Raw genomic sequence first — 15,260 nt, 5'->3', positions numbered from 1 at the left:
ATGGCATCACCGGCCGAGTGCGTCGGCCAGACGCCGCGCCTCGGTGACCAGCCGGCTCGACCCGCCGCGTGCGGCGACCTCGGCCAGCCCGGGCACGTCGATCCGGGCGCCGGTGGCGCCGGCCGTCTCCGCCGCCAGGGTCAACAGGTCCGGGGTGCCGCGCGGGGCCTTCGCCGCCGCGAGCAGCGCGGGCAACGCCGCGGCGACCAGACGCCAGGTGCTGAGCGGGGCACCGGCGGCGGCCACGTCCCGCAGCGGCTGCAAGGTGCGGGTCAGCGTGAGGTCACCGACGGCGGCGAGGGTGCCGAGGTGTGCACCGACCTCAGGAGCGTCCAGGTCGCCGGCGGCGGCCAGCATCAGCAGGGCGTCAACGGCGGCGACCCGGTCGGACTCGTGCCGGGCACCGAGGCCGTACGCGAGGGCGAGGTCGACGGCGGGACCGCCGTCGCCCCCGCATTCGGCGAGCAGCGGCAGGATCGCGGCGCCGCCGGACAGGTCCTGGTCGGCGCTGCTGGCGATCTCGGGCAGCGCGTACGCCGCGACCAGCCCTCGGTAGCCGGGCAGCACGGCCGGCCAGAGCAGGGCCGCGCTGCCGACGTAGCTGTCGACTGACCCGGCAGGAACGGTGAGCAGGCCGAAAGAGTCGTCGACGCCCTCCGGTGGGCTGACCCGCACGTGGGTCCGCTGCCGGGGTAGCTCGTCGTACGCCCAGTCGTAGCCGGGTCGGCGCTTCCTGCGGGGCAGCGTGACCACCTGCTGGTCCGGGGCCGGCAGGCCCCCGGCGCGCAGCCATCCGGCGAGCCGGTCACCGGCGGGCGTGCCGAGCGCCGCCGCCCTGGCCGCGAGGGGCTCGTCGACCCGCGCGGGCAGCCGTAGCAGGGCCTGGGTCAGGTCCATCTCCCACGCGCCGTGCTCACCGAGCCGGGCCAGGCGGTCGTAGAGCGCCTCCGGGTCGATGCCGCCGTTCGCCGTGGTGGGGGCCGCGAGCAGACCGGAGCGCCGGGGCGGGCCGACCCGGTCACCGATCTCGGCCAGCCGGGCGCGTAGCAGCCGGTGCGGCGGGGGTACCCGTGGATCGAGGGATGGTCCGCCCGCCGTGCGGCGGCGCAACGCCGCCAGCATCGCGGCCCACCGTCCCCGCCGTGTGCCCGCCTCGACCGGGTCGGCCGCCGCGTGCAGCACTCCGCCGAGCAGACCGCACAGGCAGCACCGATCCCACGGGTGTTCCTCCGCGCCGGCGCGATGCCGCCTCAGCACCGGAACCAGGGCGTCTTTCAGTCGGGCGCGCTCGCTACCGGCGAGCCGGACCACCGCGTCGAGGACACGTTCCAGACCGGACGCCGTCGTGGGACCGCCGAGCAGGGAGGCGACCTCCTCGGCCAGCTCGTCCGGGTCGGTGATGGCCGGAGGCGCGGGCAGCGGACCGGCCGGTGGAGGAAGGTCGTCGCCCGCCGCGCCGACGACGACCCGCGGGGCGACCAGGTGCCCGTGCCGCGCGGCCAGCGTGCCGGCCCGGTCGCGGACGTCCGCCGCCGGGTGGTCGGCCGCTGTCGCGATGACCTCGGCGATCTCCGCCGCCCGGTCCGGATGCCGGCGGGCGAGCTGGTCCAGCCAGCCGAGCTGGGCGCGGACCAACGCCTTGTCGGGCCGGACGAGGACAGCCCGCGACGCGTCGAGCAGCCCGTCGACCTCCATGCCGTCGAGAGCCCGCAGCGTCTTCTGCGCCATCGACGCCACGGACCCGGGGGCGTCGGCGAGCAGGCGCAGGTAGTCTCCGCGATGCCGATCGACCTCGCCGGCGCTGGGCTCCAGCAGGGCGTGCAGGGCGACGAACACGCGCAACGCGGACGGCCGGTCGCCGCGCAACAGCCGACTCACGCAGCCGTCGAGCAGCATCGTCCGGTCCAGCCGGCCCTCGCCGGCCAGTCGCGCCAGTGCACGTGGCAAAGCGAGTTTCTCGTCGGTCATGAACTCGTCGAACGACATCCGCGTCCCGGCGCCGTCCACCTCGAACAGGCGCGGCACCAGGGCGTCGAGGAACATGTCCGCCCGGAGCCGATCCACCAGCGGGACCGGTCGCTGCGACTCCGGTGGCCAGGCCATCAGGGCGAGCCACCCCTGCACGAACTGGTCACCGGTGGGTGCGGCCGCCTTCTCGGCGATGAGCAGCCCGGCGACGAATTCCCAGCCGTCCACCGGGTCGTCCCGGCGGAGCCGGTCCGCCAGCCGGTATGCCAGCTCGACCAGCCACGGCACCCCGCGCGTCCGCGCGACCTGGACCACCACCTCGGCGTCGGCGCCCCGCAGCGACACGTTCCGCCGACCGAGCACCTCGGCCGCCGCGGCGGCGGTGGGCAGGCACCCGACCGTGGCCACCGCGAGGGCCGTCGCCTCGTCCTTCCACCACCAGTTGTCGCGCCGCCGACGCACGTGGGCCACCAGCGCGTCGGCGAACGAGCGCCGCCCCTGCTCGTCGAGGCCGGTGACCGCGTCGACGGCCGCACCGATGTCGCCACGGACCAGGAACTCCAACGGATCGGTCACGCCCCGACCTCCACCACGGCGCCCACCATCGTCGTGGCGAGCGCGTGCTTGCAGGGCCCGCGCTGCCCGCGGTGCCGCGCCCACCAGGGGCAGGAGCAGGTGTACGCGCCGTCCGTCCGACGGCGGACCCGGTAGACCTCGTCGCCGTGGCGTACGGTCGCCGTCTCGCCGTCGAGGGTGACCGCGCCCGCCTCGACCAGCGCCCGCGCCCCGACCAGGCGGGGATTGTCCCGCTCGGCCCGGCCGGCGTCGTACGGCAGCACCCGGTGGAAGTAACCCGCCTCGGCCACGTCGAAGCCGACCCGGCCGGCGGTGCCCAACTGGGCCAACGCGGCCCGGACCCGGTCCGCCGAGATCCTCGCCGAGGCGGCCAGTTCGTGAACATCGATCGTCGGGTCCCAGGACAGCAGCGCGGCGACCAGCGCGGCGTCGTCGGCGACGTCGTCCGAGGCGAGCGCGGTCAGCGCGCCGCCCTCGCCGGAGAAACCCCGGTAAGGCTCCGGCGACAGGGTCAGCGACAGCCGCAGCGCGCCGGTGTCTAGCTCCCACACGCTCGGCAGCGGCGGCGACCCGGCCGCCGCCGAAGGCCCGTACACCCGCAGAGTCGTCGCGTACCGCAGCAGCCCACGCAGCGTGGCGAGCCTTCCGGCGCCGGCCAGACACACCGCGCCGGGCACCGGACGCGAGGTCAGCCGCAGCGAGCGCCCAGCCGGCACCACCCAGAGCACAGACCGGTCGCCGCCCGCCGGCAGCCGGCGCAGGAAGGTGGCCGCCTCCGCGGCCGGGACCTCCGCCCGCGGCTCCATGGCCGCGGCAATCAGATGGACCTCGGCAAACCCCCGCAGCCAACGCCCGGGTAACGGCACCTTCTTCTCCACCACCGGACCATCGAGAGTGGACACGGTCAGGTCGTCCGGCCCCACCGACAGGTGCAGCGGATCCATGCCGCCCACCCGGGCCAGCGCCTCCCGCAGCGGCGCGTTCACGTCGACGTTGGTGGTCCCGTGCTCGACGATGTCGCCGTCGAACCCGGCCGGCACGACGTCGAGCCGCGCGTACACCCCGCAGCAGCCGGAGAACGACTCGAAGCGCATCCGGTCCCGGCCGCCGGTGACCACAGGATCCAGGCTCGCCGGGCTGATCGGCTGGTGATACCGGGTCCGGGCGACCTCGGCGACAGCCAGCAGCCCGGCGGCCGCCGCCTGCGGGGTCGTCAGAAAACCGGAGAAGAACCGCGGGTTGGTCGCGGGGCCGCCACTCGTCTGCAGCGCCAGGTCACCCCGGTGCAGGGTGGACGGCTGAAGATAGCGGTAGGTCTGTTGGGCGCTCACGGCTGCAGAACATACGACCAACCCCCGACAGCAGGGCCCGCAACGACGTACCGGCGTCCGGGGTGAATGCCGTCACCAGTCAAGGCCCGCCTCGATGGACACGTCGCTCGCAGACCGATATCCGTGGAAGCCACCGACGGCGGCGCCCAGCGTCAGACCGACGAGTCCTCCAATCCACCCGTCCGGCCACCCGAGCAGCCAGACGATCAACAGGACAGTCGGATAGGTGGGCAGCGCTATGAACACCAGCCACACCACTGGAACGATCATGAAAGCGCCTTTGCCCACACCCTCGAACGCGAAGCCCAGGACCGCCAACCCGATGACCGTCTTGACCAGCAGTCCGACGATGGCGACACTGACCGCCACGAGGATCCCCTGGATCAGACCGTCCGTCGCGTTTGGAAATCGTTCCAGCAGCCACTCGCCCGCCGGTGTGACCAGGACAGCCGCCAGCGGCGAGGCGACGATCATCAAGAGGAGCGCCAACACCGCCACCCCGGCGACAGACCAGGCGACGCGTAAGACAGCGACGCCCAGTCCGCGTAGAACGCCCCGCTCGTGCTCGATCGCGACAACGAGGGGCCCAAGTCCCAGAAAGTACGCGGCGAGCGTGGCGCCGATCCAGCCGACGTAACCCGCGCCGCCGCCGAACACCCACCCGGCCACGCCACCAACCGCCGAGCCCAGCACGGCGCCAACCAACTCCGTCAGTTCGTAATGACGGTCGATCATCGCTGTCGCTACTCGGCGCATCCGGGTCATCATGAACCGAGTTGTCAACCGCACGAATCATTCGTGACGAGCATTGCCGCCCTGTCGTCATCGCCGCGGCGAGTGGCTGCTCGCCGAGGGTGCGCAGGTGGTGCGTCAGGACGACCCGCTAGTGCCTGCCGCCTGCATGGCGATCATCGACGACTCCCGCTACGATCCGATACCGGTATATCACTGAGCGTTGATGCGTGCTGTTCGCGAGCCCTGGACGCGGGCAATCCGGTGCCGCCAGAACGTGGTGCCGGCCCGAGGATCACGCCGTCTCGACGAAGGGAATCCGGATGACGGAGAGCGCCCAGACCACCGAGAGCCGAGCCGTTCCGCCCGCGCGACCGTACCCGTTCAGTGTGCCCGACCGCCTCGTCGTCGATCCGACCTATGGCGAGCTGCGCGAGAACGAGCCGATGACCCGGGTGAAGCTCCCCTACGGCGAGGAGGCGTGGCTGGCCACCCGGTACGAGGACGTGCGTACGGTGCTCGGCGACGTGCGGTTCGGCCGCGCCCCGGCCGTGGAGCGCGACGAGCCCCGGCTCACCGCGCGGCAGCAGTACAGCGGCATGCTGACCATGGACCCGCCCGATCACACCCGGCTGCGCCGGCTGGTGGCGAAGGCGTTCACGGCACGTCGGGTGGAGGCGTTGCGCCCCCGGACCCAGGAGATCGCCGACGCACTGGTCGACGACATGGTCCGGCTCGGGCCCCCGGCCGACCTGGTGGAGCACGTCGCCACGCCGCTGCCGATCCAGGTGATCTGCGAGCTGCTCGGCGTCCCGTACGCCGACCGCGACCGCTTCCACATCTGGTCCGAGGCGATCGTCTCGACCACCTCGCTGCCGGTGGAGACGATCCAGGAGTACCTCAACAATCTGTGGGGCTACATCGGTGATCTGGTGGCCGAGCGCCGCCGAGAGCCGGGGATCGACGACCTGCTCGGCGCGTTGGTGCGGGCCCGCGACGAGAATCAGGATCGGCTCAGTGAGACCGAGCTGGTGGAGCTGGCCGCAGGGCTGCTGGCGGCCGGGCACGAGACCACGGTGACCCAGATCCCCAACTTCGTCTACGTCCTGCTGCAGAATCCGGACCAGTTCGCCCGGCTGCGGGCCGACCCGTCGCTGGTGCCGGCCGCGGTCGAGGAACTGTTGCGGTATGTACCGCTCGGCGTCGGGTCCTCCTTCGCCCGGTACGCCAAGGAGGACGTCGAGGTCGGCGGGGTGCTGGTTCGGGCAGGTGAGCCGGTTCTCGGGTCACTGTCGTCGGCGAATCGGGACGGTAGCGTCTTCGCCGACCCGGACCGGCTGGATTTCGACCGCGAGCAGAATCCGCACCTGGGCTTCGGGCATGGCGTACACCACTGCGTCGGCGCGCAGCTGGCCCGCATGGAGTTGCAGGTCGCCGTCGCCACCCTCGTGACCCGCCTGCCCGGGTTGCGCCTCGCCGTACCGGAAGCCGAGCTGGAGTGGAAGCGCGGCATGTTGGTGCGGGGCCTGCTCGGCATGCCGGTGGCGTGGTGAGTGCCACGTGGCGGATCGGGGTGGACTCGCGCCGCTGCATTGGCACGAGCATCTGCGCCGGTACCGCGCCCGAGCACTTCCACCTGGTTGGTGGCCTGTCCGTGCCGCTGGCCGACGTCGTCGCCCCGGCCGAGGTCGTCCTCGACGCCGCCGACTCGTGCCCCGTGGAAGCGATCACGGTGCGCGACGCCACCGACGATCGGCTGATCGCGCCGCAGGAGTGACCCCGTCCCAGCGAGTGGCCAGCGGCGGTCAACGGGTCCGGAAATCTCTGGTCCCCACGGCATGCTGAAAGTGATCATGTCAGCGTGAAGCAGTACCAGGACGTTGGTGATCCGCTCGACGGTGCCGATGTCGTACTCGTCGGCCTGTTCTCGGCCAAGGAAAAGAAGTATGACGTCCGGCTAGACGAGCTTGCCGCCCTGGCCAAGGCCCGCGGTAGCCGGGTGGTGGGCCGGTACGTCCAACGCCGGGGTGCCTCCGATCGGTGGAAGCAGCGCCCCGGCGGGGCTGCCCGGATGTCGATGCCCTTCTCGCGGCGGACCCTGCTGACACACGGCAAGATCCGCGAGATCGCCGAGGCGTGCCGCAACGCGGACATCGATGCCGCGATCTTCGTGAACACCCTGTCACACGTTCAGCGAACCGTCTTGGCCGACGTCCTCGGCTGCCTCGTATTCAGCGGCGATGACCTCACGGCCCACGGCAGGGCCGGGTAGCGGCACGCTCCGGTCGGGGGCGCCGAGCGCGCCTACAGCAGCTCGTCAGGACGGATGGCTGCCGTCCTCCTGTGCGGCGACGCGTCGATGCCGGGTACGTCAGCGCCCTTACCGGCCCGCCCCACCCAGGCCGTCCAGGAATCACCCGCGCGGCAGGCGCGACCTGACGAGGATGGGTGCGCTGCGAGGCATTCGCTCGGATTTCGAGCGGTTAGAGGTATAGGGCCGACTAGTGTTATTTCATGCAGGTATGAGGTGATCTAGTTCGTCGTGGCGCCGCCAGCGACCACGACGGCCGGGCCACCGTAATCCGCAGCGTGCTGCGCGATGCCCGCCGCCGGACGCCTCAGGCCGCGGCGGCGCATCCGCAGCCGGCGATCCATTCGATCGCCGCCGCCGCGTTCGCATCACCCGGACGGAGAGATGATGTTCCTGCTCGGCAGTGTCAAGCAGCCCACCGATCTCCAGTGGCTGAACGGCGGCCGGTTTCGGCTGCTCGCCGGTGAGATCCGGGTGTTCCTGAGGGCGCCGTCCTGTCGACGTGGCGGCCACCTCACGCCTGGCCTCGACATGATCACCCTGGTGCCGATCGGGCCGGGAACGCCGGCTCGGACGCGCCGAGCAGGTGCGGGATGTCGGACCAGGCGACCTCCGACTCGGCGACGCCGCACCCGTTCGTACCGACGCGCCCCGGCCGGGCCGCCGCTCGCCGGGCGCGGACCGGCCCGCGTACGCGGTTGACCCCACTGCCTGGATGACCCACCACCGTCGGCCCTACGCCCCGAAGGAAGGCAACCCCGGATGAGTCCACCCGCCGTCGCCCTGGCGGCCCGCCGGATCGAGCAGGCGCGGGCACAGGAGAACTTCCCCGTCGCGCTGCGGGTGCTGCCCAGCCGGCACCGCCGTGATCTGCTCGCCGTCTACCGGTACGCGCGCCACGTCGACGACCTGGGCGACGAGCCGCTCGCACCCGGGGTCGACCGGCTCGTCGCCCTCGACCGGCTGGAGACCGAGCTACGGGCCCTGTATGCCGGCCAGCCGGTGACCGACCGGGTGGTGCGCGCCCTCGCGCCCGCGGTGGCTGAGTGCCGGCTGCCGCTCGACCCAATGCTCCGCCTGATCGAGGCCAACCGGGTCGACCAGCACGTCACTCGGTACGCGACGTTCACGCAACTGGTCGATTACTGCACCCTGTCGGCCAACCCGGTCGGGGAACTGGTCCTGCACGTCTTCGGGCAGGTCGGGCCGGCGCGGCTCGCGCTCTCCGATCGGATCTGCACCGCGCTGCAACTCGTCGAACACCTCCAGGACGTCGCCGAGGACTATCGCCGGGGCAGGGTCTACCTGCCCGCCGAGGATCTCGACCGCTTCGGCGTCACCGAGGCCGATCTCTCCGGCCCCACCGCCGACCGGCGGCTGCGGGAGCTCATCGGCTTCGAGGCGGAACGGGCCCGGGCCTGGATCGACGCCGGTGCCCCGCTGGTGTCGGCCCTGCACGGGTGGGCCCGGCTGGCGGTGGGCGGCTACGTCGCCGGCGGCCGGGCCACCCTCGACGCGCTGGCCGGCGCCGACCACGACCCGCTGCGGGCGACCGTGCGTCCCCGGAACCGCCGGGTCTTCCGTCGCTGGCTGGGCGCGATGGTGCGGAGCGCCGGATGACCGCGACCATGGACGTGGCGGCCGCCTACCGCCGCTGCGAGCACATCACCCGCAGTCAGGCCGCCAACTTCGCGTACGGGATCCGGCTGCTGCCGCCGGCGAAACGCCGCGTCCTCTCGGCCATCTACGCCGCCGCCCGCCGCATCGACGATATCGGCGACGGCCACCTGCCGCCGGAGGAGAAGCTGGAGCGACTGGGGGAGATCCGGGCGGCGCTACGGCGGTTGCCCGGTGACGCCGGCGGCGATCCGGTCCTCACCGCGCTGGGTCACGCCGCGACCCGGATGCCGATACCGCTGGAGGCGTTCGACGAGCTGATCGACGGCTGTGCGGCCGACGTGACCGGCCGGCGGTACGCCACCTTCGAGGAACTGCACTGGTACTGCCGGTGCGTGGCGGGTTCCATCGGCCGGCTCTCTCTCGGCGTGTTCGGCACCGGCGACCCGCGCCGCGCCGCGCCGCTGGCCGACGCGCTCGGAGTGGCGTTGCAGCTGACCAACATCCTGCGTGACCTGGTCGAGGACCGGGCCGACGGGCGCGTCTACCTGCCCGCCGAGGACCTGGAACGGTTTGGCTGCACGCTGAACCTGAACGACGGCGGGTTCACCGACCCGCCCGCGCGGCTCATCGAGCTGGTGCGTTTCGAGGCTGACCGGGCCGCCCACTGGTACGACATCGGGCTGCGGCTCCTGCCGATGCTGGACCGGCGCAGCGCGGCGTGCACCGCCGCGATGGCCGGCATCTACCGGCGGCTGCTCGCGCGCATCGCGGCCGACCCGCTGGCCGTCACCCACCGTCGGGTGTCGCTCCCCGGGCACGAGAAAGCCTGGGTGGCGGCCCGCGCGCTCGTCGGGCGGCCGGCATGACCGGGTCGCTGGAAACCCCGCTGACGGGTACGGGCGGGGTCTGTGTGATCGGCGGCGGGCTGGCGGGCATCACGGCGGCCATCCGGCTTGCCGACCTCGGCCTGCCGGTGACGCTGCTCGAAAGCCGGACCGAGTTGGGCGGGGCCACCTACTCCTTCCGCCGTAACGGTCTGACCGTCGACACCGGGCAGCACGTCTTCCTGCGCTGCTACCACGCGTACCGGGGCCTGCTGGAAAGGCTCGGGACCTCCGCCGGCACCGACCTGCAACCGCGGTTCGCGGTGCCGGTGCTGCTCCCGGGACGGGCACCGCACCTGCTGGCCCGCAGCCGGCTGCCGGCACCGGCGCACCTGCTGCCCGCGCTCGCCGGTTACCGGCTGCTCAGCCCCGGTGAGCGGCTCGCCGCGGCGCGCGCCTGCGCGGCGCTGCGGCACGTCGACCCCGAGCGACCCGCCACCGACGCGCGCAGCTTCGGCGACTGGCTGGTCGAACACGGCCAGAGCGAACGCAGCCGCCGGCGGCTCTGGGATCTGATCTGCGTGGCGGCGCTGAACCTGCCGTGCGGCGAGGCGTCGCTGGCACTCGCCGCCCAGGTGTTCCGCACCGGGCTGCTGGACGACGCGGACGCCGGCGACATCGGCCGGGCCCTGGTCCCCCTGGCCGACCTGCACGCGGTCGCGGCCCGGCGGCTGCTCGCCCGGCTCGGCGTCACGGTGCACACCCGGTCCCGGGTGCGCTGGATCCACCCGGAACCCGCGGGTTTCCGCATCGGTCTGAACGACGGCGAGCTGAGCGCGGACGGGGTCGTGTTGGCCGTGCCGCACCAGGTCGCCGCGTCGCTGGTGCCGCCGGCCGCCGCGCCCACCGCCGGCGACTGGCACCGGCTGGGAGCGGTGCCCATCGTCAACGTGCATCTGCGCTACGAACGGCCGGTCACCGCGCTGACGATGGCCGCCGCCGTCGAGTCCCCGGCGCAGTGGATCTTCGACCGGTCGGAGGCGGGTGCCGACGACCAGCACCTGGTGGTCTCCCTGTCGGCCGCCGACGCCCTTGTCGACCGTCCCGCTGCCGAGCTGGTGGCGACGCAGCGGGCGGCCCTTGCCGAGCTGTTCCCGGCGGCCCGGCGTACCCCCGTGCGCGACGCGTTCGTGACCCGGGAGCCGAGGGCCACCTTCCGACAGACCCCTGGCACCCGGGCGTACCGGCCGGTGCCGACCACGCGCCTGCCCGGGCTGGTCCTGGCCGGCGCATGGACCGACACCGGATGGCCGGACACGATGGAGGGCGCGGTGCGCAGCGGCCGGGAGGCCGCCGACGTCGTCGCCCGCCAACTCGTGCCCCGGCCCCGACACCAGACGGAGGCCGCACGATGACTGTTGTAGGCAGTAGCAGCACCGACCAGCTCCAGAGCCACGTGGAGCCGGCGATCCGCGCGCTGCTCGACCGCCTGGACCCCGGCAATCGTCTGGTGGCGGGCTACCAGCTCGGGTACTGGGACGCCGACGGCTCACCCGCCGCCCGGCAGGGCAAGGGGCTGCGCCCCATGCTGGCGGTGCTCTCGGCCCGGGCCACCGGCGCCGAGCCCGAGGCCGGTGTCCCGGCCGCCGCCGCGGTCGAGCTGGCGCACAACTTCTCGCTGCTGCACGACGACGTGATGGACGGTGACACCGAACGCCGCCACCGCCCGACGGCGTGGACGGTGTTCGGGGTCGGCCCGGCCATCCTCGCCGGCGACGCCCTCATCGGGCTGGCGTACGAGGCGCTCATCGAGGTGCCCGGCGGGTGGCCCGCGGCCCGGCGGCTCGCCCTGGACGTCCGGGCGCTCCTGGCCGGGCAGGCGTCCGACCTGGGCTTCGAACGGCGCGACGACGTCACCCTCGACGAGTGCCTGACGATGGCGAGGAACAAGACCGCCGCGCTGCTCGCCAGCTCGTGCGCGCTCGGGGCACTGCTCTGCGGCGGTCCGCAGACCCTGGTCGACGGGCTGTCCCGGTTCGGACTGCACCTCGGTACGGCCTTCCAGCTCATCGACGACCTCCTGGGGATCTGGGGCGATCCGCGGCGCACCGGCAAACCCGTCGGATCGGACCTGCGTTCCCGCAAGCGCAGCATCCCGGTCGTGCGTGCGGTGACCAGCGGGGACAGCGCGGGTCGCGCCCTGGCCGAGCTGTACCGGTCGCCGGCGCCACTGACCGGCGAGGACGTGACGCGGGCGAGCGACCTGATCGAGGCGACCGGCGCGCGCGAGTGGACCAGGGAGCGGGCCCGGCAGGAGACCGAGCGGGCCCGGGAGGAACTGGCCGCCCTGGACCTGCCCGAGGACGTACGCGGCGAGCTGACCCACATCGCCGCCTTCATCACCGGGCGGGATCACTGATGACCGAGCTGCTGTCCCCAGAACCCACCGCGTCCGTCTCGCTCGGCCCTCCGAGCGGCGCGCACCCGCCCGGCGCCGCCCGGGAGGCCCTGCGTCGCGCCCGGGAACACCTGCTCGGCCTGCAGGACGAGGCCGGCTGGTGGAAGGGCGAGCTCGCCACGAACGTCACGATGGACGCCGAGGACCTGCTGCTCCGGCAGTTCCTCGGCATCCGCACGGCGGAGCGGACCAGCGAGTCGGCCCGGTGGATCCGGTCCCAGCAGCGGCCGGACGGGTCCTGGGCGACGTTCCACGGTGGTCCGGGAGACCTCTCCACCACCATCGAGGCATACGTGGCGCTGCGACTGGCCGACGACTCGCCGGACGCGCCGCACATGGCAGCCGCCGCCCGCTTCGTCCGCGGACAGGGCGGGATCGCGGCCAGCCGGGTGTTCACCCGGTTCTGGCTGGCCCTGTTCGGGCACTGGCCGTGGTCCCAGCTGCCCGCCGTTCCGCCCGAGCTGGTGCTGCTGCCGTCGTGGATGCCGTTCAACATCTACGACTTCGCCTGCTGGGCGCGGCAGACCATCGTTCCGCTGTCGATCGTCCGCGCGCTGCGCCCGGTACGGGACCTCGGCTTCGCCGTCGACGAGCTGCACACCTCGGCGGTGGCGGCGCGACCGCCCCGGCTCACCTCGCGGCCCGGACTGCTGCACCGGCTCGACCGGATCGCCAACGCCTACGAGCGGATCGCCCGGGGACCGGTCCGCCGGCACGCCCTGCGACGCGCCGCCGAGTGGGTGGTGGCCCGCCAGGAGGCCGACGGCTCGTGGGGCGGTATCCAACCACCCTGGGTCTACTCGCTGATGGCACTGCACCTGCTCGGCTACCCACTGGACCACCCGGTGCTGCGGGCCGGCCTGACCGGGCTGGACCGGTTCACCGTGCGGGAGCAGACCCCACAGGGCCCGGTCCGCCGGTTGGAGGCGTGCCAGTCGCCGGTGTGGGACACCGCGCTCGCCGTCATCGCGCTCTCCGACGCCGGCCTACCGGCCGGGCACCCCGCGTTGGTCCGGGCGGGCGAATGGCTGCTCGACGAGGAGATCCGGGTCCGCGGCGACTGGGCCGTCCGCCGGCCGCACACCCCGGTCGGCGGCTGGGCCTTCGAATTCGACAACGACGGGTACGCCGACACCGACGACACCGCAGAGGTCATCATGGCGTTGCGGCGGACCGGCGTACCGGCCGAGCCGGCTGTGCTGCGCGCGACGCGGTGGATGTTGGGCATGCAGTGCCGCGACGGCGGTTGGGCCGCGTTCGACGCGGACAACACCCGAGCGGTCGTCGGCGACCTGCCGTTCTGCGACTTCGGCGAGGTCATCGACCCGCCCAGCGCCGACGTGACCGCCCACATCGTGGAGGCGCTCGCGGCGGAGAGTCTCGCCGACACCGTGCCGCTGCGACGCGCCGTGCACTGGCTGCTGCGGGCCCAGGAGCCGGACGGCTCCTGGTTCGGCCGCTGGGGCGCCAACCACGTGTACGGCACCGGGGCGGCGGTGCCGGCCCTGGTAGCGGCCGGCCTGCCGTCCGGTCACCCGGCGCTGCGCAAGGCCGTCGACTGGCTGGTCGCGCACCAGAACCCGGACGGTGGGTGGGGCGAGGACCTGCGCTCCTACCGGGACCCGGCCTGGATCGGCCGCGGCGAGTCGACCGCGTCGCAGACCGCCTGGGCTCTGCTCGCGCTGCACGCCGCGGGCCACGGCGCGGGGGAGCCGGCGAGTCGCGGCGTGGGCTGGCTGGTCGACACCCAACGCCCGGACGGCGGCTGGGACGAGCCGCAGTACACCGGCACCGGTTTCCCGGGCGACTTCTACATCAACTACGGGTTGTACCGGCTGGTTTTCCCGGTCAGCGCGCTCGGTCGGATCCTGGGCGCGCGGGACACCGGTGTCGAGGCCACGGTGACCCGGTGACCGGCCCGGACGGGATGCTCTTCGCGCCCATGCGCCTGGAGGCCGCCGCGTTGCGGCGCGGCCTGCCCGACCGACCGGGTCTGGCGCTGAGCCGTACCGGTGTCGGATGGCGGCGCGCCCGCTCGACCGCCACCAGCCGGCGTACCGGATCGGGCCCGGTCGCCGTCGCCGGCATCGGCGGGGGACTGGCCCACGGCCTGGCTCCCGGCGATGTCGTGGTGGCCAGCGAGGTACGCGCCGATCCGCTGACTCCGCACCGCCCGCCGGGTGTGCTGCGCATGCCGGACGCGGCCCTGCTCGCCGCGGCGCTGCGCCGACGTGGCCTGCGGGTGCACGTCGGCCCGGTGGTCAGCACCCACCGGCTGGTCGACGGCGCGACCCGGGCCCGACTCGCGGCGACCGGCGCACTGGTCGCCGACCTCGAATCGGCGTGGCTGCTGGCCGGCGTCTCGGCGCCGGCGGCCTGCGTCCGGGTGGTCGCCGACACCGCGGCCGGGCCGCTGTACCGGCCGTCCACCGTGCGTCGGGTCCGCACCGCGCTGCGCGTGCTGCCGGCGGTGGCGGCGGCGCTGGACGAGTGGTCGGCGGCGCACAGTGTCCAGCGGGTCGTACTGGCCTCGCCCCGGTCCTTCTGCGCCGGGGTCGAGCGGGCGATCGCGGTGGTGGAGCAGGCGCTGCGCCGGCACGGCCCACCGGTCTACGTGCGCAAGCAGATCGTGCACAACGCCCGGGTGGTGGACGACCTGCGGGCGCTGGGCGCGGTCTTCGTCGACGAACTGGACGAGGTCCCCGACGGGGCGCTCACCGTCTTCTCCGCGCACGGGGTCGCGCCGACCGTACGCCAGGAGGCCGCCGACCGGCGGCTGCCGGTGATCGATGCCACCTGCCCCCTCGTCACGAAGGTGCACGCCGAGGCCCGCCGGTTCGTGGGCCGGGGCGACACGGTGCTGCTGGTCGGGCACCCCGGACACGAGGAGACCGACGGCACGCTCGGCGAGGCGCCCGAGCAGATCCGCCTGGTGCCCGACCCGGCGGCGGCCGAGACGGTACGGGTGGACGACCCGAGCCGGGTGTCGTACCTGGTGCAGACCACGCTGGCGACCGACGAGGCGGCGGAGATCATCGATGCGCTGCGGCGGCGGTTCCCGGCGTTGGCCGGTCCCGGCTCGGACGACATCTGCTACGCCACCACCAACCGGCAACGAGCCGTCACCGCCGTCGCCGGGCAGGCCGACCTGGTCCTCGTGATCGGCTCGGCCAACTCCTCGAACTCCCGCCGCCTGGTGGAGGTGGCAGAGCGCGCCGGGTCCCGGGCGTATCTGGTGGACGACGTGGGTGACGTGGACCTGCGCTGGCTGCACGGGGCGGCGACGGTTGGCGTCAGCGCGGGCGCTTCGGCGCCCCCGGGGCTGGTCGACGAACTCGTCGCCGCACTCACCGCCCTCGGGGCGGGGGAGGTGAGTGAGCACACCGCTGCTGTGGAGGACGTGCGTTTCACCCTGCCGAAGGAGGTACGTCAGCCGTGAG

General features: G+C 73.5%; 12 protein-coding genes. 9 read left to right on the top strand and 3 right to left on the bottom strand.

What is annotated here, in order from left to right:
- Positions 1-6: 6 nt before the first annotated feature.
- From AB0J33_RS22350 to AB0J33_RS22340, 3 genes are all read right to left on the bottom strand, one after another.
- Complete coding sequence (locus AB0J33_RS22350) at positions 7-2,544, bottom strand: DUF6493 family protein (protein WP_363615946.1); 2,538 nt, start codon at positions 2,542-2,544, stop codon at positions 7-9.
- A complete protein-coding gene (locus AB0J33_RS22345; RefSeq protein ID WP_363615945.1) occupies positions 2,541-3,875 on the bottom strand; it encodes an SWIM zinc finger family protein in 1,335 nt (444 codons plus the stop codon). Before AB0J33_RS22345 ends, AB0J33_RS22350 begins: the two co-directional genes overlap by 4 nt.
- A gap of 72 nt (positions 3,876-3,947) precedes the next feature.
- Positions 3,948-4,610: a hypothetical protein gene (locus AB0J33_RS22340; RefSeq protein ID WP_363615944.1), complete on the bottom strand. Its 663-nt coding sequence runs from the start codon at positions 4,608-4,610 to the stop codon at positions 3,948-3,950.
- Between the two features lie 320 nt (positions 4,611-4,930).
- Here AB0J33_RS22340 and AB0J33_RS22335 point away from each other — a divergent pair, with 320 nt between their 5' ends.
- The 9 genes from AB0J33_RS22335 (at position 4,931) to ispH (ending at position 15,259) form a co-directional block, all read left to right on the top strand.
- A complete protein-coding gene (locus AB0J33_RS22335; protein WP_363615943.1) occupies positions 4,931-6,160 on the top strand; it encodes a cytochrome P450 in 1,230 nt (409 codons plus the stop codon).
- A complete protein-coding gene (locus tag AB0J33_RS22330; RefSeq protein WP_363615942.1) occupies positions 6,157-6,384 on the top strand; it encodes a ferredoxin in 228 nt (75 codons plus the stop codon). The genes AB0J33_RS22335 and AB0J33_RS22330 overlap by 4 nt, the downstream gene beginning before the upstream one ends.
- A gap of 84 nt (positions 6,385-6,468) precedes the next feature.
- Positions 6,469-6,879 carry a hypothetical protein gene (locus tag AB0J33_RS22325; protein ID WP_363615941.1) on the top strand — a complete coding sequence of 137 codons (411 nt, stop codon included), beginning with the start codon at positions 6,469-6,471 and terminating at the stop codon, positions 6,877-6,879.
- 801 nt (positions 6,880-7,680) lie between these two features.
- Complete coding sequence (gene hpnC / locus AB0J33_RS22320) at positions 7,681-8,538, top strand: squalene synthase HpnC (protein ID WP_363615940.1); 858 nt, start codon at positions 7,681-7,683, stop codon at positions 8,536-8,538.
- A complete protein-coding gene (hpnD, locus tag AB0J33_RS22315) occupies positions 8,535-9,404 on the top strand; it encodes a presqualene diphosphate synthase HpnD (RefSeq protein ID WP_363615939.1) in 870 nt (289 codons plus the stop codon). The genes hpnC and hpnD overlap by 4 nt, the downstream gene beginning before the upstream one ends.
- Entirely contained in the window at positions 9,401-10,777 is a 1,377-nt protein-coding gene (gene hpnE, locus AB0J33_RS22310; RefSeq protein WP_363615938.1) for a hydroxysqualene dehydroxylase HpnE, read from the top strand. The genes hpnD and hpnE overlap by 4 nt, the downstream gene beginning before the upstream one ends.
- The gene (locus AB0J33_RS22305; RefSeq protein ID WP_363615937.1) at positions 10,774-11,781 is read left to right on the top strand and encodes a polyprenyl synthetase family protein; all 1,008 of its coding nucleotides are present in this window, start codon (positions 10,774-10,776) and stop codon (positions 11,779-11,781) included. Before hpnE ends, AB0J33_RS22305 begins: the two co-directional genes overlap by 4 nt.
- Positions 11,781-13,733 (top strand): squalene--hopene cyclase, encoded by a 1,953-nt coding sequence (shc, locus tag AB0J33_RS22300; protein ID WP_363615936.1) that lies wholly within the window; start codon positions 11,781-11,783, stop codon positions 13,731-13,733. The genes AB0J33_RS22305 and shc overlap by 1 nt, the downstream gene beginning before the upstream one ends.
- Positions 13,730-15,259, top strand: a complete 1,530-nt coding sequence (gene ispH, locus AB0J33_RS22295) for a 4-hydroxy-3-methylbut-2-enyl diphosphate reductase (protein WP_363615935.1) — start codon at positions 13,730-13,732, stop codon at positions 15,257-15,259. Before shc ends, ispH begins: the two co-directional genes overlap by 4 nt.
- The last annotated feature ends 1 nt before the right edge of the window (position 15,260 follow it).

The organism is Micromonospora sp. NPDC049645 (assembly GCF_040675155.1).
In the GTDB taxonomy this organism is placed as follows: domain Bacteria; phylum Actinomycetota; class Actinomycetes; order Mycobacteriales; family Micromonosporaceae; genus Micromonospora.
Note: the sequence above shows the minus strand (reverse complement) of the source record. Positions and strands in the feature narration are given on the sequence as shown.

What these genes read in the sequence shown, in the direction of transcription:
- AB0J33_RS22340 (WP_363615944.1), bottom strand. Translation starts at nt 4,610, where the DNA reads ATGATCGACCGTCATTACGAACTGACGGAGTTGGTTGGCGCCGTGCTG.
- AB0J33_RS22335 (WP_363615943.1), top strand. Translation starts at nt 4,931, where the DNA reads ATGACGGAGAGCGCCCAGACCACCGAGAGCCGAGCCGTTCCGCCCGCG.
- hpnC (WP_363615940.1), top strand. Translation starts at nt 7,681, where the DNA reads ATGAGTCCACCCGCCGTCGCCCTGGCGGCCCGCCGGATCGAGCAGGCG.
- hpnD (WP_363615939.1), top strand. Translation starts at nt 8,535, where the DNA reads ATGACCGCGACCATGGACGTGGCGGCCGCCTACCGCCGCTGCGAGCAC.
- hpnE (WP_363615938.1), top strand. Translation starts at nt 9,401, where the DNA reads ATGACCGGGTCGCTGGAAACCCCGCTGACGGGTACGGGCGGGGTCTGT.
- AB0J33_RS22305 (WP_363615937.1), top strand. Translation starts at nt 10,774, where the DNA reads ATGACTGTTGTAGGCAGTAGCAGCACCGACCAGCTCCAGAGCCACGTG.
- shc (WP_363615936.1), top strand. Translation starts at nt 11,781, where the DNA reads ATGACCGAGCTGCTGTCCCCAGAACCCACCGCGTCCGTCTCGCTCGGC.